The following is a 22032-nucleotide window of genomic DNA, read 5'->3' as shown; positions in this document are numbered from 1 at the left end:
GCCTACACCCCTTCATGTCGCTTAAGAGTAATGGGGCGTTTATCGTTGTCCGCTTCGTATGCGGCTTTGACAACCTCTAACGTCCTTAATCCATCTTGCCCACTAATAAATGGAGCGCGACCTTCTTTTATACAGCTAATAAAATCTTCAACTAGTTTTTCATCCATGTCTTCTGACCATGGCTTATGTTCTATTTTATTACTTGCATCATTGTATAGAATTGAGTGTTCCTTCAACGCATCTACGGATAGCACCCCATCCGTTCCGACAATTTCTAATGTCACATCTCCCCAGGTGGGAAACGTTTTAGGTCTTGACCAAGCTTGGATCTATAGACACAATAACACCAGACTCCATTTCAAGTAGGACGAGACCGCAATCTTCTACTTCAATGTCGTAAAAGCGGGTGTCAAATTCAGCATACACCGATTTGACTTCGTCCTTTAACATCCATCTTAGTAGATCCATTATGTGAACAATGTGATCTGTCGCTGAACCACCACCAGATAATGCTTTATCAATAAACAAGCCGCCTGGCATTTGACCATGATTCGTTGCATTAACTGCTAATACTTCTCCAAGTTCTCCGGCTTTAATGATGTCATTTACATGTTGAATGGGAGAGGCAAATCGGACTGGGTAAGCGACCTGCAGAATAACGTTCTGTTTTTTACATGCTTCAATCATCTCAACGGCGTCATTCATTTCTGTCGCAATTGGCTTCTCACATAAAATATGCTTATTGTAGCTGGCTGCTTTCAAAACATGATCCCGATGATTTACATTCTCTGAACAGACAATCACTGCCTGAATATCTGTCTCTAACATGGCATCCAACGAGGAGTAAAAGTGCGTATTATATTGAGTAGCTAGGTTTTCACCTTTTTTAACATCCGCATCCCAAATGCATGTAAGTTCAGCTTCATTGTGTTTGTTTAAAGCTGATGCATAACTGTGTGCATGCATGTGTGCAAAGCTAATTATTCCTACCTTCACTCTTTGTCACCTTCTTTCAATTGAATGGGCATACCCGTTAACACAGATTTCTTTGCGGCCTCTGCTATAGTTATTGCATGAATACGTTCTTCTTCTAAAACGGGTGGAAGATTCCCCTCACGGATTAAAAGAACAATAGACTCCATCTCTTTTTGGTTTGATCGACTAGAAATCGACGGCACTTCTTTTTCGCTTTTTAATGCCTTAATTTGGATAGGGATTGAGTCACTACTATTGTATGTGAGCATACCTTTCTCTCCGGCTAATTCAAATCTATAAATCTCATCATTTCCGCCCCAAGCTTAACTCCATATGGATAAATGAATTGTTTTCCATTCTTAATGAAATTAGGCTATATTCTACAAGAGGTTTATCTTGATGCTTACTCAAAACATGCTTCGCCATCACCCTCTTAACTCTTCCAAACGTTTGCACTAACCACTCGAATTGAAAAACACCCATGGTTAAGAAGATATCTTGATTTACTCCAGGATGTGGTGTCTTTACAGACAGTCGATTGACTCCCGATTTTCCAAGCGTGCCACTTAAAAACTCGTTTTTTGCATGTATATATTCTTGTGAGAAATACAATCTATTTCGACTAATGAGTCTTACATTTTGATCCTTACACTCTTGAATGATTGCCGCTGCATCTTTACTCGTTTCAGCTAAGGGAGAATTCGTTATAATGTATAATTCACTTTTGTACAACTGGCGGATCATGTCTTTCTTTTTAGCAACTGGAACACACAATTCAATGGCATCAATATCCTTTAAGAGTAAATCTGAAAGTTGTTCCCTTAAGGTGGTTTCACTAACCTGTTCAGATATAGATACCACAGCTGAAATTTGAACATCTTTTATCTTTGACCAAGATTGAAGTTGAGAGTTCACTTCATGTTCACTTCCGACGATCGCTAGATTAATCAGAGCTATTCACCTCTTTTTTATATACGTAACATGTTACCTGCAACATTCTTTAGCTTACGCCTCTTCCCAAAGCCTCTTTACATTTTCAAGTCCAATTCGACTTCCCATTCTACATTCTTCCATCCCCTCAAACTCTAGAGTGAGGTATCCATCATATCCTGATTGTTTAACTCGTTTAATAATCTCTCTTGTGTTCACATCACCTTGACCAAATATCGAGCCTCTTAAGAAATTACCATTTGCTGATTCAAACCACTTTCCTTCACCAGGGTGCTCATTGCTTGGTCGAATATAAAAATCTTTGACATGAATGAGGGAGGCATAAGGAAGATTTTTACTTACTCCTACGATAGGATCCTCATCCACACAAAGGAAATTCCCGACATCCAACGTCGTTTTGAAATTAGGACGATCCACTGCTTGCAGGACACGTTGAACTCTATCGCTATGCTGAACAGCCATACCATGATTTTCGATTGTTGTCGTGATCGCAAATTGAGCTGCGTAATCAGCGATACGTCGGCTACCTTCTACCATTTGAGGGAGAGCATTTTCAAAGTATTCGATCGTTCTTTTTTCTGGAGGTAGAGTAAATGCCGTCACATCATGCCTCAAGTGTCGAATATTCATATGATCTAGTAGATCAACATGCTTCTTTATTCGAGCAACCTCTTCCTCAAATTCTGCTTCAGTGGCTTGAACAAAATTTGCAGGCATCGAATAATTCGAAATCTCCAAGCCAAGTTCTGCAGCTTTCTCCTTTACCGAAGTTGCAAGTTCTATATCATCTACAAGACTAAAACCATAAGGAACAAGTTCAACATGCTCACCACCATGATCAGCGACCCATTGGAAAACGTCTAGAATTGTCATCTCTCCTGCTTCAATCGCCTCTAATAAACTATATGTGCTTAACCCTACCTTCATTTCTCTTCACCTCTTATTAATATTTTTTTCTAGGTTTAACTTCTTATAGAAAGGACTTCCCTTAACACTATACTGGCAATAATAAAGTAAGAACTCACTAAACATAGAATTTGCCCATGAAAACCATGGTCTGGTATATTGTTCCGGGTTGTTTACGTCAAAACCCTCATGCATCAAATGTTGATTTGCATCTGTTTGTTTAAAAAGCGAAAGAATCTCATCTCTTTCCTCAAGATTAGAAGCGGTCATCCCTTGAATAGCTAGTGCAATGTGCCATATATAGTTCTCTGGTGTATGAGGACTTCCAATTCCTTTGGCTGCAGTTCCCTCAAAATAGTAAGGATTATCCTTACTTAAAATAAAAGCTCTTGTATTTAAGTACGTTGGATCGTCTATCTCGCAGTATCCTAGGTATGGCAACGAAAGCAGACTAGGAACGTTGGCATCATCCATTAAGTTGTAGTTTCCAAGACCGTCTGTTTCGTAGGCATAAATGGTTCCAAATTTAGGATGATCGACTTTTCCATAGGTTTGAATGCCTTGATTTATTTCGTCAGCTAAATGAAGTGCTGTATGTGTAAGCTCGTCATCTCCAAGTACCTGCTGGGCAATTTCTGCAAGCTGACGCAAACAAACAACCGCAAACATATTAGATGGAATGAGATAGCCGTATTGACAAGCATCATCACTTGGGCGAAAACCACTCCACGTCATACCTGTATAAGTAACTGGAGCACCTTTCCCTTCATGTGATAATGTATCTTGGGGCGGGCATCCGTCTCTCTCAAAATGATAATCTGAATGTTCACTATGATTCTGTTCTATTTTCCAGACATTAAGTATGCTTTCTACGGCTTGATGAAATGATTTATTAAAATGAGAGGTCCTACCAGTTGATTTCCAGAACAGATATGCTAACTGTATGGGATAGCATAACGAATCAATTTCATATTTTCTCTCCCACATAAGAGCAGTCATATCGGTTTTATCATTATGATATCGATTGCCATTACTCTCCTCATTAAATGCATTCGCATAAGGGTCGTGATTAATATAGGATATCTGTTTGGCTATTACCCCTTCAATTAGATCCGCCATATTTGTATCTACTTCTGCCAGTAACAAATATGGACGTACTTGGGCTGTTGAATCTCTTAACCACATAGCAGGTATATCACCTGTAATGACAAATGTTGTCCCATCCTTTTGAGAACGAATAGTTGTTTCATACGTGTTTGAAAAACACTTTTCAAACATTCTCTGAGTTTTCGGATCATCCGGAAATAGACTTTTCACTTCTTCAATTAAGGAAACCATGGAATCAGGTAATGGCATCTTCATCATTCTCACACCCTTAGTTCGAAATTTAATGTAACTGCTTACAATACTAAATAGTTTTTAATGTATGATCAATATGTAGCATGTCTAATACATAGCCAGAATCATCCAAACGTTCTGTTATTTTTCAGCAAAGTCGTATGGTTTACGGATGAAAGTATGTCATTTCGCCTTTTATATGTTTTCCATCGTCATTTCAGTTTTGAATGGTAACTGCCCATTTTTTTGATAAAAGGCATAAAAAATCCGAACATTATTCTTAACGTTCGGATCTCTACAGGCTCACTCTCTCGTTATGTACTTGTCATTCTGTTTGTGTACACAGCCTCATCTATGGAGCTTACGGTACTGTCCAGGTGTAACTCCTTCAATTTTCTTAAACTTACGAATGAAATTGGCGACATCCTTATAGCCAACTTGAACCACAATATCCTTAATAGGTTCATCTGTGCCCGTTAACTGATTTTTAACATATTGTATACGTAAGTCTTGAATAAACTGGGTAAAGGTTACACCAGTTTGCTCTTTAATAAATCGACTAAGGTAAGATACTGATAGGAAAAACTCCTGAGCAACATAATCTAACGAAATTTCGTACATTTTATAATTTCTTTGTATAAATGTTAAAACATCTTCCCTTAATTTTACGTTATGACTGTCTTTTTTAATTTCTACTTCATTACAAATGACCTCAACCAAATGATTTAGTTGTTTATGTAACTGGTTAATGGATTCAAAATCAATCAAACTATTAAGATTCGTAACATGTTTATTAAAACCTAATTCTGAAACCGTTTTTAGTGTGGTGTTAATAATATCAAAACAAATACACTTCATTTCATTGATAGAGAGCTCTTTCTTTTCTAACGCACTAAACATATCAGTTAACATTTCAGTGGCAACGATGTTATCGCCTTGCTTTAAGCTTTGCACGTATTTAATCTGCTCTTCCTTCAGGTACCCTAGTAAATGCTTTGATTCTGTTCCAATATCTTCGAAGTAAATAACACTGCCTTGAGGTTTTGAGAATGTATATTCTACAGTAGCAAGTGCCTCGATATAGGATCGATTAATTTTTGTAATATTGTTGTATGGGAGACCCACACCAATTGTTGGGAGATGAACAAAATAATTCTCCATAAATGTCTGAATAGCTCGTACGATCTCCTCTCTCAACACATTCACATCATCTGATGAACTTGTTGCGAAACTCACTACAATCGCAATAGAATCAGAATATAGTAAGTCAACACCATACGCTGATGCGTCATTTAGTTCAATGTTTGCAACCATTTGAATCACATTGTCTTTTTCATTGATATTCTCTTCGCAAAATGTACCCGTTTCAAAATGAACAATTGCTACAAAAAACTCTCCTTCTTTAAAGGATATGTTTAGGGTCTCCATAATGGATCGGATCTCTTGATCATCTCTATAATTCCCTTTTAACAGCCTAATAAGAAATTGCTCTTTAGCAAATGGCTGATGCAAATCAACCGTTTCATTTAAGAGTTCGTGATCTTCATATAAGGTAGTGAAGGATTTTCCGATCGTTTCCAGCTCGTTTTCACCTTTTAGAAGCGCGTTTGCTTTGTTTCCTTTGTTTGCAATATTAAATAGATGCTTTATCGGCTTGTATTGATTTTTTCCAAATAAAATAGCAAGAATTAGTCCAACAATAAACAACCCAACCAAAAAGGATGAAATAAAAAATTGCATATTAAGCAGCTTACCAAAAAATTGATTAGGGTCCATAACAGTAACAAATCTCCAGCCACTTATTTCAGACTGAACCGAAACGGTGGAGTAATCTTTCCCTTCTATCTCAACCGTATCTACTCCAGTATGTCCATTTAATAAGGATGCGAAATTTGCTGTCTTCACAGAATCATCGCTAATGGTTGAAGCAATGGTTTGTCCTTCCTCGTTAAAGACATAAACATTACCGTCAATTTCACCCAGTATATTTTTTATCATATTGATAATTGTGGATTCTTCAATAAAAAACATGACAGTTCCATGTGGGTTCTCGGAATTAGGTGCGATCGGGACAAAATAGACAATGAGATTCTCATGAACTTCTTCGTTAATCACTACATCATTTACCACACGAATCAAAGGCATTTTTGTCTGCAAATCATTTATTAAATGTTCTTTTCCCAGTTGTTCAATTTGATAACTATTTTGCAAAAGGGCATCAATGGAATAAGATCCATGTGTAGAATATAATGTTTCGTTTCTATGATAATAAATAAACAACTCTTCTATAATGGCACTATTCGCTTTATACTTTTTTAACTCGTCCGTTGCTTCTCCACTATAGTAGCCGTGGCTTACCATATAAGGTGTTAAGCGAGCATCAAATGAAATTCGCGCTGATAATGTATCTAACTCAGACAACCGCTCATCCGTCATATTTCTGACCTGCTCCAGGTTATAGATGTTAGAATGCTCAATTTCTTCTCTCAAGCTTGATACTGCATTTAAATAGATGACCACACTCATTACCGTAAAGGGTACAAGAAATATTAGTAGATAGGAGATAATATATTTATATAATAACTTAGATCTAAATTTACTAAGCGCCATTTAACTCCCCCTCAACTTCTTCTATAAACACGATGAAAACACCCGGAAAAGTAAGCCTTTTCATTTTGTTGTTCCTGAAAAAATAGGGCGTGACTAGTTGTGAGAATGACTTTAAATGAAACCTACTACTTTTCTAATATATTAAGGAATTGTATAGTTTATATGATAGCGAATAAATGCATAAACAAGCAATAGGGATTTACACTCTTATTTAGATTTTGCGTCATTAAAGAATGTAAATCCCTCTATTTTTTCTTGGTTGCCTTTTTCCGTAGTATTAGTTTGTAATGGTTATATACGATTCGAGAGTGTCTACTGAACTCGTCCCAACCATTATCTTTACATCACCGGGCTCAAGTACAAAGTTCATTTTATTGTTCCAAATTGATAAGTCTTCTTTCCCTAATACGAGTGATAAGGTTTGTTTTTCTTGCGGTTTGAGCAATACTTTCTTGAAGGCTTTTAACTCCTTCACTCTGCGGGTAGTGCTAGCCTCTAAATCTTTTATATACAACTGTACCACTTCAGCGCCTGTAACCGAACCCACATTCATCACGTCTATTTGAACTTCAATTTTGTTATCATTATCTAGTTCTGAGCTGAGTATCTCTTTTTGTGATATACGTAAATTAGTTAAGTCAAACTCGGAATAACTCAAGCCATATCCAAATGGAAATAGAGGTGCTGCATCCATATCTAAATAGTTCGGTTCTCTACCTTGGTCCTTGTAGTTATAGAAGATAGGAAGCTGCGCACTTGAGCGAGGGATAGATACAGGAAGCTTCCCACTCGGATTAACCTCACCAAATATAATCTCACTCATAGCCGTGCCACCTTCTTCGCCGGGATACCACCCACAAATAACGGCCTTACATTCTTCAACGACGTCAGCTATGGCATGTGGCCTGCCTTGAATTAAGATAGCAACGATTGGTGTACCTGTCTTGACTAACTCTTTAATAAGCTGAGCTTGAACTCCTCCAAGACTCAGATCAGCAACATCTACGCCTTCTCCACAATCCATATCTGTTGGATTATCGTGCATGATCGCAGCTCCATTTGTATCAAAGGTGATATCAAAATTACGAGCACTGCTGCCCCCTATCACAACGAGTGCCACCTCAGCTTCTTTTGTAAGTGCAATCGCTTCGGCAAACCCATCCTTAGAATCTCCCCTCACACTGCAACCCTGTGCAAAAGAAACCTCGCCCTGACTACGTTTTACAATTCCATCTAAAATGGTCGTACCTTTGTTTTCTGCTTGAATCGACGTGTAGTCTCCAAGTTGATGATAAATTTGATTTGCGTTAGGTCCAATCACAGCAATCTTTTTCGTTTTTGTATCTAATGGTAGGATCATGTCTTCATTTTTTAATAGTACAATTGATTCACGCGCAACCTGGACATTTACTGCTTTGAATGCGTTATTAGTAATGACTTCTTTTAATTGCCCTTCATCAGTGTATGGGTTTTCAAACAGGCCTAATGAAAATTTCAACTTTAAAACACGCCGAACAGCGCGGTCAATATAACCTTCTTCTACGACACCACTATTTACAGCATCAGCTAATTTTGTGAAGGAGAGATCCCACAAACTTAAATCTACACCTGCTTTTAGAGCTAGTGCTCCCGCCTTTTCGTAGCTTCCCGTTAAAAGATTAAGACGATCATTCGCTGTTCCATCAGCCATTACAATTCCTTCAAACCCCCATTCTCCTCTTAGAATGTCGGTAAGTAACGTTTCATTTGCATGACATGGGATGCCATCAATCTCGTTATATGCAGCCATACACCCATAAGCTCCTGCAGCCACGCCTGCCTTCATTCCAGGCAGATGAATTTCGCGCAATTCTCTCTCTCCTATAGCAACTGGTCCTGCATTAAGTCCTCTTTCACCTGCTCCTTGTGCGGCAAAATGTTTAAGAATGGCCGCTATTTTGTGGGTGGACCGTTGATGTGCCCTTCCTTGTAATCCATAAACTGCTGCTGTTGTCATTTTTGCAGCTAAAAATGGATCTTCGCTAAAACATTCCTCAGATCTACCCCATCTAGGATCCCGCAATATATCCAGTGTCGAAATAAGTCCTAAATGAGCTCCTCGCGACCGAATCTCTGAAGCGATGTGACCATATGCCTCTTCCATCAGCTCAGGATTCCAGGTTGATCCTGCCCCCAAGTTTGTGGGAATCATTGTTCCATCTAATGCTTGATGGCCATGTGGACATTCTTCGGACAATAGTACAGGAATGCCTAGTCTTGTATTTTCAATGATATAACGCTGCACATCATTTGAAACCTTAGCGTTTTCCTCTGTTGGAATTCCATTTTTATACGTTACAGCAGACCAAGGATCGGATCGAAAAAGTCCATAAATGGCGCCAATTCCATCACCAAAATTCACCTCTTCTTTAAAAGCATCTGTTAGTTCTATACCACTTATCGTTTTTGTATAAGCATGCAAGCCATACATCTTTTGATTAAGTTGACCAACTTTTTCTTTTAAAGTCATCTGCGATAGTAAGTCCTCTACTCGTTCATCAATTGGAATGAATGGGTCCTTAAATTTCATGAAAAACGCTCACCTCTTCATTTAGTCAACTTTTACCTCATTTACTTTGATTGTTTTTACTTCAAATGGAGTTACAGCGGTGGATAACGTCTGGTCAACGATAGTAAGTGCTGAAGTTTCTTCCTCCAATAAATTTGTCTCATACGCTTCGTTTATAGAGTCGTTGATGTAAATATCGAGAGATTCTCTACTTCCACTAGATTCATAAACTCTCAACACAATACCTTCTCCGTCATCCGAAGGTTTTACCGTATCTAAGATCGTATGTTTAGCAGCAACACGAATAAAGCTTTGCTTAGTAGGCAACTGCCCTTCATGATTATCTGTAAGTACATATGTGATTGGATGATTAAGCTCATAGCCCTGACGTGTTACTTTGGCTGCAATCCAATTGTCTTCATGTGGTAAAAGCGAATACGTAAATTCATGCTCTCCTTGATCTGCATGAGGATCTGGCCACTTAGGTGCCCTTAGAAGAGATAGACGGAGCGTATTTCCTTTAACGTCATAACCATACTTACAATCATTCAAGAGACTTACACCAAAGTTCCCCTCAGATAAATCTGCAAAACGATGTCCACACACTTCAAATTGCGCCCTTTCCAGCTTGTATTAGAATGAGTCGCTCTTTCTATCGCTCCAAATGGAATTTCAAAAGTAGCTTTATTAGTTTGAATATCAACCGGAAAGGCAACCTTTAAAAGCTTATGATCTTCATACCATCTAACCTTTGTTTTAAAGTCAATTCTTGCAGAATGATGATAGAATAGAAGATCTTGCTCAATTTCTGAACCTGATATCTTCCATTTAAATCGAAGTTGATCTTTAGTCTTTCCATTTAAAATGACTTCTACTGAGAGTAGTTTGGGCTTTTCGACTTCCTGTTGAGCAAACCGTGGGTCGATGTCCCAGGCATCCCAATAGGTTGGCTGATCATGAAACATTTGAAACTGATTGGCTGACTCTTTTTCCTTCAACACATCTCGATTAGCTTTCTTATCAAATAACCTAGAAAGCTCTCCATGTTCGTTCCATTCAACCTTATAAAACGATGTTTCCCACTTCCCACTAAAGCTCGGTACTTCCTGATCCTGAACTTCTGCTGCTCTCGGTCGTAACCAAACTGTACAGTAACCCATTTGTGGAATGTCCGAAATATAGAAAGAAAGCTCTACCTGATCATTTGCAATCAGGTTCACATCACTTTTTAACAACTGATCCTGCTCATCATACACATCAAGATTTAGAAGCTCTATGCCTGCTCTTACCGTTATAACCTCAGACCTGTCCCACGATAAACTATTAAAAATGATAATTGGTTTACCGTTTCCTTTTGTATTGATTTCCTGGACAAGAGTATCGATCGATTTTTGTTTTATGTCTTCGCCCATAGAAAAGATTTGCTCATAATCTTCTTCTGATTTTACATAGACCTCTGGAATGGATGTGCCAGGAATGATGTCATGGAACTGATTAAACAGTAACTGTTTCCAACCTTCTTCTAAGTCAGCTGACACCTTAATCTTTGTAAAAGCATTGGCAAGACTGGACCAAATTTCTGCATCACGATATAAGACTTCTGCTTTTCGATTCCATCGCTTGTTTCTTGCATGTGTTGTGTACGTTCCTCTATGCAATTCAAGATACAAATCCCCTACCCAGATAGGAAGATCTGGATTTGCTTCATCAATCCCATCAAAAAATTGATGGGCAGTACTATGTGAAGTCGTTGGCAATCCAGGTAAATTAGCTGAGCGCTCTACATACTCAAGCATCTCTTTTGTCACTCCGCCTCCACCATCTCCGTGCCCATAGAGAAGCATCTGTTCGGCGTGAACTGTCTTTTGTTTATAACTGCTCCAATGCTCATTTATCTCCTTAGGATGTGTATGCTCATTTATTCCATGATTTAAGTAGGAAAGGATAGTTGTCCCATCAATTCCTTGCCAATAAAAAAGATCGTGTGGGAACTGATTGGTATCATTCCAATTCATTTTGGTGGTCATGAAATAGTCCAGTCCTGATTTCTTTAATAATTGAGGAAGGGATGCACAGTAGCCGAATGTATCTGGTAACCATTCAATACGTGGTTTCACCTCAAATTCATCTTTAAAGAATTTCATTCCATAAAGTAGCTGCCTGACTAATGACTCTCCTGAAGGAATATTCAAATCAGGCTCAACCCACATCCCACCAACGATCTCCCAACGTCCGTCACGGATATGCTTTTTCACTCTTTGATAAAGATCTGGGTAATGTACTTTTATAAAATCGTAGGCTTGAGGTTGACTTTGTGCATAACTAAAGCCTTCATATTGATCTAGTAATGTGCTCATTGTAGAAAATGTTCGACTGGTTTTTCTCACTGCCTCTTTTTTTGGCCATAACCATGCTAAGTCAATATGGGACTGACCAACCATATGTAAGGTTCCTCTTTGATTCTTATCGAGGTCTTGTAGATTCTGAATTAATTCGGTTTCCTTCTCGCGCACCTTATTTGAATCGTGTAACAGTACCTCTTCCGAAGTATTGGTAACCCAGTCCTTTACCTGTGTTAACTCTTTAACGATCTTCAATCTGTTTAGGTCATCTTCTCGCAACAATAGGGCTGATTCCAAATAAACTTTCATAGTGTAAAAAAGACTTTCTAACGCTTGATTTGGACTGATACATTTACTCTCTAGCAAATAAAGTGGTGCTGGAGCAAACTCTGCTGGTTCATTTTGATAATTTAATTGATCTACAACTTGCGCAGTTGGGTTAAAGAGTTCAATTTTTACATGATATTTATTTTTACCTTGGTTATTATTCTTAGGAAAAAGAACAAAGCTTCGATTGCGGTCGATCCCATGATACGGTACTCCATCTAGGTAGACTAAGCCTTCGTGATTTGTTGGAATTCCATGCTGACCCACCTTAATCTCAAGTCCAACAGAGTGATCTTTGAACTCATTAGGAAGTATAACTTCAGTCTCTAAGAAAATGGTTTCGCCAGATGTAATGAGTAGATCCCCCACGTCAATTGCGTACATCTCAGTATCTTTATAATCGTATTCGTCTGGACTCTTATAATTGGCTCTGATTGCCCTCCAACCACCTACATCAAAAGAATCCTTCTGAATCAATGATCCTACATAATTGATACACCTTTTTATGAACTGCAAGTTAAACAACTCCTTTTACTTCAAGTAAGTTTAAATACATATGCATAAGATACTTTTTTGTTTCTCTCTAAACGAGGAAGCTGAACGGAAAGCCCTTCACTAGACTTTTTGAATGATAGATTCTCTTGCACATCCAACCAATCTATTTGATCTACAGCTCCACTATAAGGAATGGTGATCTCGTGTGGAACAGAATTCATATCATCTTCAATTAAATAAAAGCCGTACACTGTCTCCCCTTTTCTGGTGAATGCAACGTTACTCTTGAAATAGGGGGCAATCGTTCTTGTACCATAAATGGCCTCACCAAATAATGATAACCATGAGCCAAGTTCTTTCATGCTTGCAATGGCTCCTCTTGGCAACCTACCATCAGGCTGAGGCGCGACATTTAATGCTAGATTTCCACCTTTAGCCACGATCTCAATTAATAAATGAACGAGCTCTTGCCCCGTTTTGTATTGATCTTCATAACGGAATGAGAAGGCACTGCCCATCGTAATGCAACTCTCCCAAGGTACATCAATTGGCTCCTTAGGTACCATTTGTTCAGGCGTTATAATATTTTCATATGGCCCACCAACCGTTCGATCCGCTGTAAGTAACCAGGGCTGTGTCTTTCTTGCTTGTTCTACAACTTCACCCAATCGAATATCTTGATTGTTTTTCGCTGCAACCCAACCTGCGTCTAACCAGAGCATTTCAATTCTTCCGTACTCGGTTAACAGTTCAAGCATTTGATTATGTGAGAACTGTACAAATTCATCCCATAGCTCTGGTTTCTCCAAAGGATTGTAGCTAGGTCCACGCCACATGTTCTCTACTCGTTCTTGATTTTGAGCCCAGTACGATGGAACATGCCAATCTGCCTTAGAAAAGTAAGCCGAGATAGGAAGACCTTTTGCTCGAAACGCATCAAATAGCTGCCTACATATATCTGCATTCTTATTTGTGTGGAACGGACAATCCTTGCCTGTTATTTTGTATTCAGTTGTTTTTGTATCCCACATGGCAAAACCATCATGATGTTTTGTAGTAAAAACCAAATACTTAAACCCATTCTCACTTGCTAAATCTGCCCATTCTTCAGGTTGAAAACGCAGTGGATTAAAGGTTTTATTAAGATCTACATACTGCTGCTTAAACGTCTTCATATCTGATTCCCAATCAATATCCTCCCTTGACCATTCTGCATCATCATCACTTAATGCCCATGATTCAACCAAACCTAGCTGAGAATAGGGTCCCCAATGCATCATTAATCCTAGCTTTTGATCCTTGAACCATTCAAGTTGCTCTAGAAGAATTTTCTCTTTTGGTTCAATCCATTTCTTTTCGTTACTATAGTTATGAACTCCATTGGCAACATCTAATAATTCTTGCTCTTTTGTCATGTTATTCTCCTTTAACTAAGTATGAATGTGGCTATTCAATCAAGAATAGATAAATGAAAAAGCCCGTATTCTACTTAGCATCAAGTATGATACGAGCTCTTCTTACATCAAATTAACTACTAGCCCAACGATCGTAAGCCTCTTGATAAATGTCAATGTATTGTTCAATATTCATGCTTTCAATCGTTTCAACATATTTGTCCCAGTTTGACATAGGCTCAACACCTGTTATAAACCTAGCCTCTAATTGCTCAACATACGACTGAAGATCGACTTCAATTGTATTTACAATTTCCTGTTCTTCACTTGTTAAATAAAGCAAAGGAATTGGTACTTCTCCAAAAGCATCTACCTTTTCAGCTGTTTCATCGTCTAGAAATTTGTCAAATTCTGATATCTCGACTCCTTCAACACGAGTAACTATAGTTGGTGTTGGGATACCGTATGCAGGAGTTAACGTTCCTCGGTAATCCTCTGAACTTTCAAACTGAGCGGGTAGTTCAAGGTCAACTCTATCGCCATTCTCGTCGATTTCATATAAGTAACCCTCTGGTCCCTGGTTTAAGAATTCAGAGCCTTCCTGTGAGTAGAAATAATCAACCCAAGCGAATAGAAGCTTCTGGATACTCATTATTACTTGTAATGGCAAATGTTCCTCTAGTAATTCCTGGATTTATAGGAATTAGTGGCTCATCAGTTATAGGGCTAGATAATGGATGGAACATAGGATTATTTGTTGCCTCTTCCTCTGTTTCACCTGTTGTAAAAAATGAGAACCAATCCGGGAATAATCCAAGTCTATTCTCTTGGCCTTTTGCTTTTTTCTGTTCATCAGATTGAGAAAACGTCTCTGGATCTAATAAACCTTCATCATAAAGCTTATTCATGTAGGATAAATATTCTTTATAATTCTCTGTTTGTGGAGCGTAACGAATCTCTCCATCAACTTCCTCAACACCCCATGCCTTCATACCGAATGCACCTAAAAATGCCAAACGAGTACTATTCATTTGTACATCTAGTAATGGAATCTCATCATTTTGTCCATTTCCATTAGGATCGTCATTTTTAAATCTTACTAATAGCTCATAAAGCTCATCTGTTGTTTTTGGAACTTCCTCGACTCCAAGAGCATCCAACCATGCCCCGTTATACCACATCGGTACTGACCAACCTGAATGAGGATGTTGGTTAATGACAGGCAATGAATAAATATGTCCATCAACTGTGGTTATCGATCTGGCGATATCCGGATTTTCATCTAGAAGACTTTGGATATTTGGCGCATATTCCGCAATCAATTCCTCTAACGGGATTAAGATACCTTGTTTGCCATAGTCTACTTCCATACCTGGAGTTAAGTTCCCCGTTCCCGCTCCATAAATAATGTCGGCTACATCACCACTAGCAAATGATAAATTTAATCTTGTTGAAAAATCACTCATAGGAGGAGTTGTATAATCAAATTCGATATTAGTCATTTCGCTATATTCCTGTAGGGTAGGCATATCCTTCCACTCAGCCAGTCCAGTTCCAGGGGCCATTAACGATATTGTTATTTTCTCATCAACAATTGGAAACCCCTCTTTATTCACTTCAACATCAGGATTTGACGTCGAAGAATTGCCATCAGTACCTGCCTCATCTGAACTACATGCCGCTATTAATCCTAGACAACCAACCGCTGTTAAACAAAGTTTTAATGATTTTTTCATGCCTTATCCCCTCTCTATTTTTGGTCTACCACTAAGCCTTAACAATCACCTCTGCGAATTGCTTAGCTCACCTCCATTTGAAATAAATAATGGTCTACCCTTTTAATGAGCCTATCATCACACCTTTAACAAAAAAACGTTGTAAAAACGGATAGACGATAATAATAGGTAATGTGGATACAATCATAACTCCATATTTAACAATTGCTGAAAGCTGTTGTTTACTGTGTAAGGCTTCTGCCATTTCTCCAGTCATTCCAGTGTTGTTAGAGGACATTTCATTTAAGACAAGAATTTCTCTCAACACCATTTGAAGCGGATACAAATTTCGATCTGACAAATAGATCAAGGCATTAAAATAACCATTCCAGTGACCAACCCCATAGAATAAAGCCATTACGGCAATAATTGGAGCTGATAATGGTAATATGATCTTCATGAACATCTTAAAGTTAGAAGCTCCATCAATAGTCGCTGCTTCTTCTAAACCTCTTGGAATAGTTGATTGGAAAAATACTCTCGCAATAATAATGTTCCATACAGCAGCCGCATTCGGCAGAACCATTGCCCATATCGTATCAATTAAGCCTAGATCCCGTACGACTAAGTAAGTAGGGATGAGACCTCCACTGAAAAACATTGTTAAGACAAACATTGCCGTAAAAAAACCTCTACCAAAGAAATCCTTTCGAGAGAGTGCATACGCTGCTGAATAGTCACAAGTAAGTTAATAAATGTACCAAGAGCTGTATAAAAAATAGTATTTAAATACCCTCGCCAAATTTCACTATTTTGAAAGATCATATTGTAGCCTGCAAAAGTTATGTCTACTGGATAGAGCCACATTTGGCCAGTATTAACGGATGCCTTGGGCTACTGATTGAGGCGCTAATAATGTAAATAAGAGGATAAATAACAGCCAATAAAGCAAAAGTTAAACATAGATATACAAACCCTTTAAACAACTTATCTGTTTTTGTTTCTTTAATTGCTGTGCTCAAGTTTGATCCCCCCTACCAAAGACTTGTCTCACTCGTTTTTCTTGCGATTTGGTTTACAACGATTAGTAGTATTGCATTAAGAACCGCATTAAACAAACCGACCGCAGCAGCAAAACTATATTGCGCATCTAATAATCCTGCTTTGTAGACAAAAGTAGCGATTACATTAGAAGATTCGAGATTCAGAGGATTTTGGAATAACAAGATCTTTTCAAACCCTAAAGCCATGATATTCCCTACATTCATAATGAGCAGGATAACCATGGTCGGAAAGATAAATGGAATATTGATGTGCCAGATACGTTGCAATCGATTAGCCCCTTCCACAATGGCGGCCTCATGATGCTGAGGATCAACCCCTGAAAGTGCAGCTAAATAAATGATCGTGCCCCACCCTGTACTTTGCCAGACTCCTGAAAAGACATAGACCGTCTTAAACCAAGCAGGATCAGTCATAAACGCAATCGGTTCAAAACCTAGAAATTGAATACCATGATTAATTACTCCCGTAACAGGAGAAAGAAATGCAATGACCATACCTGCAATAACAACAACAGATATAAAGTGAGGAGCATATGTAACCGTTTGAACAGAACGCTTAAAAAAGTTATCTTTTACTTCATTTAATAATAACGCCAAAATAATAGGTAATGGGAAGCCAACAATAAGTTCATATACACTAATGCCTAACGTATTACGAATGAGGTCCCAAAAATAATACGATTCAAAAAAACGTATAAAATGTTTAAAACCAACCCACTCGCTTCCAGTAATACCCGCTACTGGAGTAAAATCTTTAAATGCAATTTGCAATCCATAGAGAGGCATATAATGGAAGATGAAAAAATATAAAAAAGCCGGCAATATAAAAATGTATAGTTGCCAATTTTGTAAGATCTTTCGATTCTTTTTAGGCTTACTTTTTTTCATATTAGTCTTCATGACAGCTTTCTGATCGGGAACACCATCTGTATGTAAACTCATCAATTTCCTCCTTCTTTTAAATTATTCCAATCGTAGCCCTGAAGAGAAATTGTATCAATATGTGATATTCTCAAACTATTTATTAAAATCTGATATTTTATTGAAATCGCTTACATTTAAAGCAGTTTGAAGCCTCAGCAATATGTCATATCTATTGTGATGTGTAGTATATTACATTGGTAATTCTACCTATAAGTAAGGGGTTATTGACCTTATTCATAAAAAAAAGAAGCTACTCCATATAGCTTCTTCTCTTCTTCTTATCCTGTTATTGTGTACATTCAGTAGAAAGATCATTTAATTTTTAACTGTTTTCGTTTCACCGATATGTACTTTCTTTTCTTCTACGTGTAAGCAAGCTCTATATGCAAACCAAACCATTGGTGTTGCTATAAGAGATGAACCCGCAAAAACGAAAAGAACTGGTACAAAACTAAATACAAAATACAGCAGTACAAAACTAACAAGAATTGCGATTGTCTCCATTGGTCTAGCCAAAGCAATAAATAAAGACTGTTTAAAATAAGAGAAAAAGGTTAAATTGTATCTTACAAATATAGGGAATAGATAGATAGCTGTAATTGAACATAAAAAACTAATAATGAGAATTAGAGCATGGAAATAAAAAGATTGAATGATATCCTGTGAGATTTGGAGATCCATGTATAGAAAAAGTGCAACCAGCACCAAAACAAAACCTAATGCATTCGATTTCTTAAATTGAGTTTTATAGGCTGAGAGAAAGGTCTTATATATTGGAATATCAAAGTCTTTGTCATACCACTTATGTATGACTGAGCATAAAGCAGTTGTTGCTGTGTAATACCAAAAACAATGAGACCTAACAATGTAAATGCAACCCATAAAAAATGAAGATACATGACCTTTGCAAGCCAATTACTGATATCATAGAACACTTTTAGGAAGTTCATTCCTTCTCTCCTCTTCTTTTTGATTGCGCTTTTACATCAATCAACTCAAAGGTTTGGCAAACGAGATTCATCGTTTCTTGAAATTCAATTCCTACCTCATGTGATTTCTCATAGAAGTATCTTTTATGGATATCGTACCAATTCTTATATGATCCATCACCCTCAGCAATCGCAAATGCCTCAGTTACTTCATTCATAGGAACAACATCTACCCGTGTTAGTTGAATAATAGCTAGTGGACAATCTGTACTGTCGAGAATGATGCTGTAGTCACCTGGTTGAGGAATTCTTTTCTTTTCTAATTCATAAAAGATAGCCCCATAGCAAGTTGCGGTTTTTGTCCCATTTAAAACTAACTCTGCTAAATAATCCGGATCATCACCGAATTGACCAGCGTCCACACTTTGAGGAAGATCTTCTTTACCCCAAAACTCCCGCCAATAGTTCGTTGCTAATTCGTTCAAAAGAATTCCTCCTTTCTAGTACTCATCATACAAACAAACTAATCAAATTCCCATCAGGGTCACATACAATTGCATATCGTTGTCCCCAAAAGGCATCCCAAGGCTCTTTGTGGCTTTTATATCCTTTTTCGATAATCTGGTTGTATAGATTGTCTAATTCAGTAGGGCTATCGCATAAAAATGCTAATTCAATCCGATGTCCTGTTGCCTCATCCCATGAACCATAGACTGATGTAGCAACCTCAACTGTATCAAAAGCCAATCTGACACCATCTTGGTCTACTTCAGCATGAGGCTCATCATTTAAGCTCTCGGGTATTTCAAAGCCGAGTGTACGATAAAAGTCCAGGGATGTTTTCATGTCCTTAACCACAATGCCTACCATATCTAATTTAATTGTCATACGAATCAGCTCCGTTTTTGAGATTAGTTGTTTGTTAAAAAGTAACTGTGCACTTCCTGCCAATCATTCACGCGAACATGACCTGTCTCGTGAATATTATGAGGTGCAGAATATAAGATGCCTTGTCCAGAAAAGGTTTTAAAATGTCTAGCATTATCATCAATTAAATAGTCAGCCTTGATGATGCTTTTGTTGCCACAAAACACAATATTCATATCGCTTAGAAACGGGAAGTGCTGCTTCAACCAATCATATTTTGCTGTGAATGAGGTTGGATATTCCATTGCAGCCGTTGTAATAAACACTTCATATGAATGAGTTAATTCTTCTATAACCTGTTGGCTATCTTTCATCACTTCAAGATCGCGGAAAAAAGTTGGTTCTTTTATGTATGCTTTTATATGATCTTCTAACTCGGGTCGTAATGATTCTAGTGTACATCCATTTAAATCTTGAATGGTAATAGTATCTTTGTACTCTTGATTGTATAGAGATAGGTGCTTTGGAATAAAATCCGCCATCACTTCATCCATATCGATTGCAATTCGTTTTTTCATGTTTTCACTTCCTCATTGTTTCTTTTTAAAAAGGTATAAAAAAAGGCTCTTCTTGATTAGCAAGGCAAAGCTCAATTCTTTGTCTGAAGTTCTTCCATTTTACCATATCAAGTGCTTGTTCTAGAGGAAAATAACCAACCTCTTCACTCTCAATGGATGTGCGACATTCGCCACCAATAGGTTTCCCCAAAAATAAGGTATTACATATGCTTTTCTCTACATTTTGAAAAATGCCACAAAACTTTGTGACCTCAATGATGATCCCGCTCTCTTCCTCTGTTTCACGAATAGCTGCGGTTTTAATCGATTCTCCTTCCTCAACTTGACCACCTGGCATTTCCCAGCCTCGTCTTGGATTTTTCACTAATAAAAGCTCATTTTTATCGTTTAGAACAATAGCGGCTGCTGATACAATATGTTTTGGAACACTCACACTAATCACTCCTCTACTACTCATTCTACACCTTTCTCAAACATTCCTTTCTACACAATTAGATAATAAACCTAAAAAAAGAACATAACGATTTGTTATGTTCAGAATGGTTATTAATTAGCTCTAGATAAGCCATAACACAAAGCACTTCAATAAACCTTTATAAGCCGTTATTTATAGTACGTAAGAAAGTTTGGATTCCATTGTTGTAATGTTTTTTCTTACAACAATGTTTTTTACAACAATGTTTTTTACAACACTTCTTATCAGGACGTTTGATGTGACAAATTGGTAAACAGTACATATGCTTACAGTGTTTCTTCTTTTTCTTATCCTTTTTATCTTCTTTTTCTTTCTTATCTCTCTTATCTTCTTTTTCTTTCTTATCTCTCTTATCTTCTTTTTCTTCGATTTCTTCTACTTCTTCTTCTGTCCAGAATTTAATCTCTTCCATGAGATCACCCCTTTCACGATAGTATATGTAGGACAAAGGCTTTTGCTCGTCACTTAAGCGTTCTTGTGCTAATAACTACGCCTTATTTTTTTCAATTTCATCATAAAAAGAGCTATTCCCTATTAGCCTATTTGGCTGTAAGGAATAGCTCTTAAGTCTCTTTAAGTCCAATGAGTAAAGAAACCTTTTATTCTTTTGATTAATTGACTCCACTGCTCTTTAACAGTTGTCTCATCCTCACGTTTTTTCAGCTCTTGATAGGTCGCAAAGCCAATGAGGATCGCTCCTCCAAGCCATGAGATAGACCCACCAAGGGATACTCGACCAAAACGTTCTCGTAGCGTATAAGGTATTCACCAATAACGCTACAACACCTGTTACAAAATAGGCAGCATATTTAAGATAAAATCCAACCAGAATTGCAAGTACTGCCAAAATACTTAACGTTAAACTTCCATACAACGTCTGATTCGCTAAAGTAGAGAGACTCATGACAATAAAACCAAGCACCACCGCAACCATCTCAACGGGCGGTCGCCAGGAGTCTTCTTTTGCAACAACGCGTAATAAGAGGCTCACCAGTACCATAAAAGGAACGGTGTATAGGAATACAATATATTCATCCGCAACTGGCAATAAGGAAAGCAATAAAGAGTACGGATAATAAAAACCACCTAGTAGAGTAAGCCCCTTAATATAACGGACATGTTTACTCGGTTCTTTGATAAATAACAGAACAAGATAGGCGAATAATACAGTAGCGAGAATGAGCTCTAGTTCTGTTCCAATTGATGTATCAGAACGCAGCTGCAAGCTGGCTGCTGCTACTAGTATTGTACTAATGATTTGATACGTATTCACTCTCTTGTGTTGAATAAAAGACCAACCAATATAATGAACACCCGCAGCTTTTCCTGCGAATGCCAATCCTACTAATAGAAGAACCGTAACAATGGTCTCCACATTTCCTAACAGCACTGCAAATGCTGCAAATGCGTATGGAATAGCTGTAAAATCTGCTTTTTTCCACTTCTCTTCAAGATAATAAACTGTTGCTGCAGAGATTAGTAGGACGATAGCTATTTTCACAATTCCGAATTGATTTGCCTCCGTGAGCAATATCGCAAGTGGATAGACATTTAAAATGGACAGACCAAATGATTCCTTTTTTGTTATAAGAAA

At 37.7% G+C, this 22032-nt stretch carries 20 protein-coding genes and 2 pseudogenes; all 22 read right to left on the bottom strand.

Translation table 11 applies throughout. From position 1 onward, the window contains the following. Positions 1 to 2: 2 nt before the first annotated feature. Positions 3 to 284: a Gfo/Idh/MocA family oxidoreductase gene (locus NDM98_RS22910; RefSeq protein ID WP_251611812.1), complete on the bottom strand. Its 282-nt coding sequence runs from the start codon at positions 282 to 284 to the stop codon at positions 3 to 5. A gap of 22 nt (positions 285 to 306) precedes the next feature. Continuing rightward, positions 307 to 996 (bottom strand): Gfo/Idh/MocA family protein, encoded by a 690-nt coding sequence (locus tag NDM98_RS22905; protein WP_251611810.1) that lies wholly within the window; start codon positions 994 to 996, stop codon positions 307 to 309. After that, on the bottom strand, positions 993 to 1244 hold the full coding sequence (locus NDM98_RS22900; RefSeq protein WP_251611809.1) for a Gfo/Idh/MocA family oxidoreductase: 252 nt from the start codon (positions 1242 to 1244) through the stop codon (positions 993 to 995). Before NDM98_RS22900 ends, NDM98_RS22905 begins: the two co-directional genes overlap by 4 nt. 37 nt (positions 1245 to 1281) lie before the next feature. Next, positions 1282 to 1911, bottom strand: coding sequence for a Gfo/Idh/MocA family oxidoreductase (locus NDM98_RS22895; RefSeq protein ID WP_308807804.1), 630 nt, complete (start codon positions 1909 to 1911; stop codon positions 1282 to 1284). A 69-nt stretch (positions 1912 to 1980) separates the two neighbouring features. Continuing rightward, the gene (locus NDM98_RS22890) at positions 1981 to 2853 is read right to left on the bottom strand and encodes a sugar phosphate isomerase/epimerase family protein (RefSeq protein WP_251611807.1); all 873 of its coding nucleotides are present in this window, start codon (positions 2851 to 2853) and stop codon (positions 1981 to 1983) included. A gap of 6 nt (positions 2854 to 2859) precedes the next feature. Continuing rightward, complete coding sequence (locus NDM98_RS22885; RefSeq protein WP_251611887.1) at positions 2860 to 4194, bottom strand: glycoside hydrolase family 125 protein; 1335 nt, start codon at positions 4192 to 4194, stop codon at positions 2860 to 2862. Positions 4195 to 4518: 324 nt separating this feature from the next. Further along, entirely contained in the window at positions 4519 to 6780 is a 2262-nt protein-coding gene (locus tag NDM98_RS22880) for a helix-turn-helix domain-containing protein (RefSeq protein ID WP_251611806.1), read from the bottom strand. Between the two features lie 277 nt (positions 6781 to 7057). Further along, positions 7058 to 9349 (bottom strand): glycoside hydrolase family 3 N-terminal domain-containing protein, encoded by a 2292-nt coding sequence (locus NDM98_RS22875; protein ID WP_251611805.1) that lies wholly within the window; start codon positions 9347 to 9349, stop codon positions 7058 to 7060. A gap of 21 nt (positions 9350 to 9370) precedes the next feature. After that, a complete protein-coding gene (locus tag NDM98_RS22870; protein WP_251611884.1) occupies positions 9371 to 9568 on the bottom strand; it encodes a glycosyl hydrolase-related protein in 198 nt (65 codons plus the stop codon). A 285-nt stretch (positions 9569 to 9853) separates the two neighbouring features. Then, positions 9854 to 11769: pseudogene (locus NDM98_RS22865) on the bottom strand (alpha-mannosidase); the annotation flags it as partial. Positions 11770 to 12533: 764 nt separating this feature from the next. Further along, on the bottom strand, positions 12534 to 13907 hold the full coding sequence (locus NDM98_RS22860) for an alpha-L-fucosidase (RefSeq protein WP_251611804.1): 1374 nt from the start codon (positions 13905 to 13907) through the stop codon (positions 12534 to 12536). A gap of 112 nt (positions 13908 to 14019) precedes the next feature. After that, positions 14020 to 14556 carry a type 2 periplasmic-binding domain-containing protein gene (locus NDM98_RS22855; protein ID WP_251611803.1) on the bottom strand — a complete coding sequence of 179 codons (537 nt, stop codon included), beginning with the start codon at positions 14554 to 14556 and terminating at the stop codon, positions 14020 to 14022. After that, positions 14504 to 15622 (bottom strand): extracellular solute-binding protein, encoded by a 1119-nt coding sequence (locus NDM98_RS22850; protein ID WP_251611785.1) that lies wholly within the window; start codon positions 15620 to 15622, stop codon positions 14504 to 14506. Before NDM98_RS22850 ends, NDM98_RS22855 begins: the two co-directional genes overlap by 53 nt. Before the next feature lie 94 nt (positions 15623 to 15716). Next, a pseudogene (locus tag NDM98_RS22845) lies at positions 15717 to 16623 on the bottom strand (carbohydrate ABC transporter permease). 12 nt (positions 16624 to 16635) lie between these two features. After that, on the bottom strand, positions 16636 to 17565 hold the full coding sequence (locus NDM98_RS22840) for an ABC transporter permease (RefSeq protein ID WP_251611882.1): 930 nt from the start codon (positions 17563 to 17565) through the stop codon (positions 16636 to 16638). Between the two features lie 339 nt (positions 17566 to 17904). Then, a complete protein-coding gene (locus NDM98_RS22835; protein ID WP_251611783.1) occupies positions 17905 to 18504 on the bottom strand; it encodes a YesL family protein in 600 nt (199 codons plus the stop codon). Between the two features lie 31 nt (positions 18505 to 18535). Beyond that, positions 18536 to 19003, bottom strand: coding sequence for an ASCH domain-containing protein (locus NDM98_RS22830; RefSeq protein ID WP_251611781.1), 468 nt, complete (start codon positions 19001 to 19003; stop codon positions 18536 to 18538). A gap of 25 nt (positions 19004 to 19028) precedes the next feature. Continuing rightward, positions 19029 to 19406: a VOC family protein gene (locus NDM98_RS22825; RefSeq protein WP_251611779.1), complete on the bottom strand. Its 378-nt coding sequence runs from the start codon at positions 19404 to 19406 to the stop codon at positions 19029 to 19031. 23 nt (positions 19407 to 19429) lie between these two features. After that, the gene (locus NDM98_RS22820) at positions 19430 to 19963 is read right to left on the bottom strand and encodes a 5' nucleotidase, NT5C type (RefSeq protein ID WP_251611777.1); all 534 of its coding nucleotides are present in this window, start codon (positions 19961 to 19963) and stop codon (positions 19430 to 19432) included. 25 nt (positions 19964 to 19988) lie between these two features. Beyond that, positions 19989 to 20396 carry an NUDIX hydrolase gene (locus tag NDM98_RS22815; protein ID WP_251611775.1) on the bottom strand — a complete coding sequence of 136 codons (408 nt, stop codon included), beginning with the start codon at positions 20394 to 20396 and terminating at the stop codon, positions 19989 to 19991. A gap of 160 nt (positions 20397 to 20556) precedes the next feature. Continuing rightward, positions 20557 to 20850 carry a hypothetical protein gene (locus NDM98_RS22810; protein ID WP_251611773.1) on the bottom strand — a complete coding sequence of 98 codons (294 nt, stop codon included), beginning with the start codon at positions 20848 to 20850 and terminating at the stop codon, positions 20557 to 20559. Positions 20851 to 21087: 237 nt separating this feature from the next. Next, positions 21088 to 22032 (bottom strand): hypothetical protein (locus NDM98_RS22805; RefSeq protein ID WP_251611771.1); only part of this gene is annotated, 945 nt, incomplete at its 5' end.

The organism is Alkalicoccobacillus plakortidis, from assembly GCF_023703085.1.
GTDB lineage: Bacteria > Bacillota > Bacilli > Bacillales > Bacillaceae_D > Alkalicoccobacillus > Alkalicoccobacillus plakortidis.
Note: the sequence above shows the minus strand (reverse complement) of the source record. Positions and strands in the feature narration are given on the sequence as shown.

Coding starts and splice junctions, on each gene's coding strand:
- NDM98_RS22900 (WP_251611809.1), bottom strand. CDS start 1,244: ATGCTCACATACAATAGTAGTGACTCAATCCCTATCCAAATTAAGGCA.
- NDM98_RS22890 (WP_251611807.1), bottom strand. CDS start 2,853: ATGAAGGTAGGGTTAAGCACATATAGTTTATTAGAGGCGATTGAAGCA.
- NDM98_RS22885 (WP_251611887.1), bottom strand. CDS start 4,194: ATGAAGATGCCATTACCTGATTCCATGGTTTCCTTAATTGAAGAAGTG.
- NDM98_RS22880 (WP_251611806.1), bottom strand. CDS start 6,780: ATGGCGCTTAGTAAATTTAGATCTAAGTTATTATATAAATATATTATC.
- NDM98_RS22875 (WP_251611805.1), bottom strand. CDS start 9,349: ATGAAATTTAAGGACCCATTCATTCCAATTGATGAACGAGTAGAGGAC.
- NDM98_RS22860 (WP_251611804.1), bottom strand. CDS start 13,907: ATGACAAAAGAGCAAGAATTATTAGATGTTGCCAATGGAGTTCATAAC.
- NDM98_RS22850 (WP_251611785.1), bottom strand. CDS start 15,622: ATGAAAAAATCATTAAAACTTTGTTTAACAGCGGTTGGTTGTCTAGGA.
- NDM98_RS22840 (WP_251611882.1), bottom strand. CDS start 17,565: ATGAAGACTAATATGAAAAAAAGTAAGCCTAAAAAGAATCGAAAGATC.
- NDM98_RS22825 (WP_251611779.1), bottom strand. CDS start 19,406: ATGACAATTAAATTAGATATGGTAGGCATTGTGGTTAAGGACATGAAA.
- NDM98_RS22820 (WP_251611777.1), bottom strand. CDS start 19,963: ATGAAAAAACGAATTGCAATCGATATGGATGAAGTGATGGCGGATTTT.
- NDM98_RS22810 (WP_251611773.1), bottom strand. CDS start 20,850: ATGGAAGAGATTAAATTCTGGACAGAAGAAGAAGTAGAAGAAATCGAA.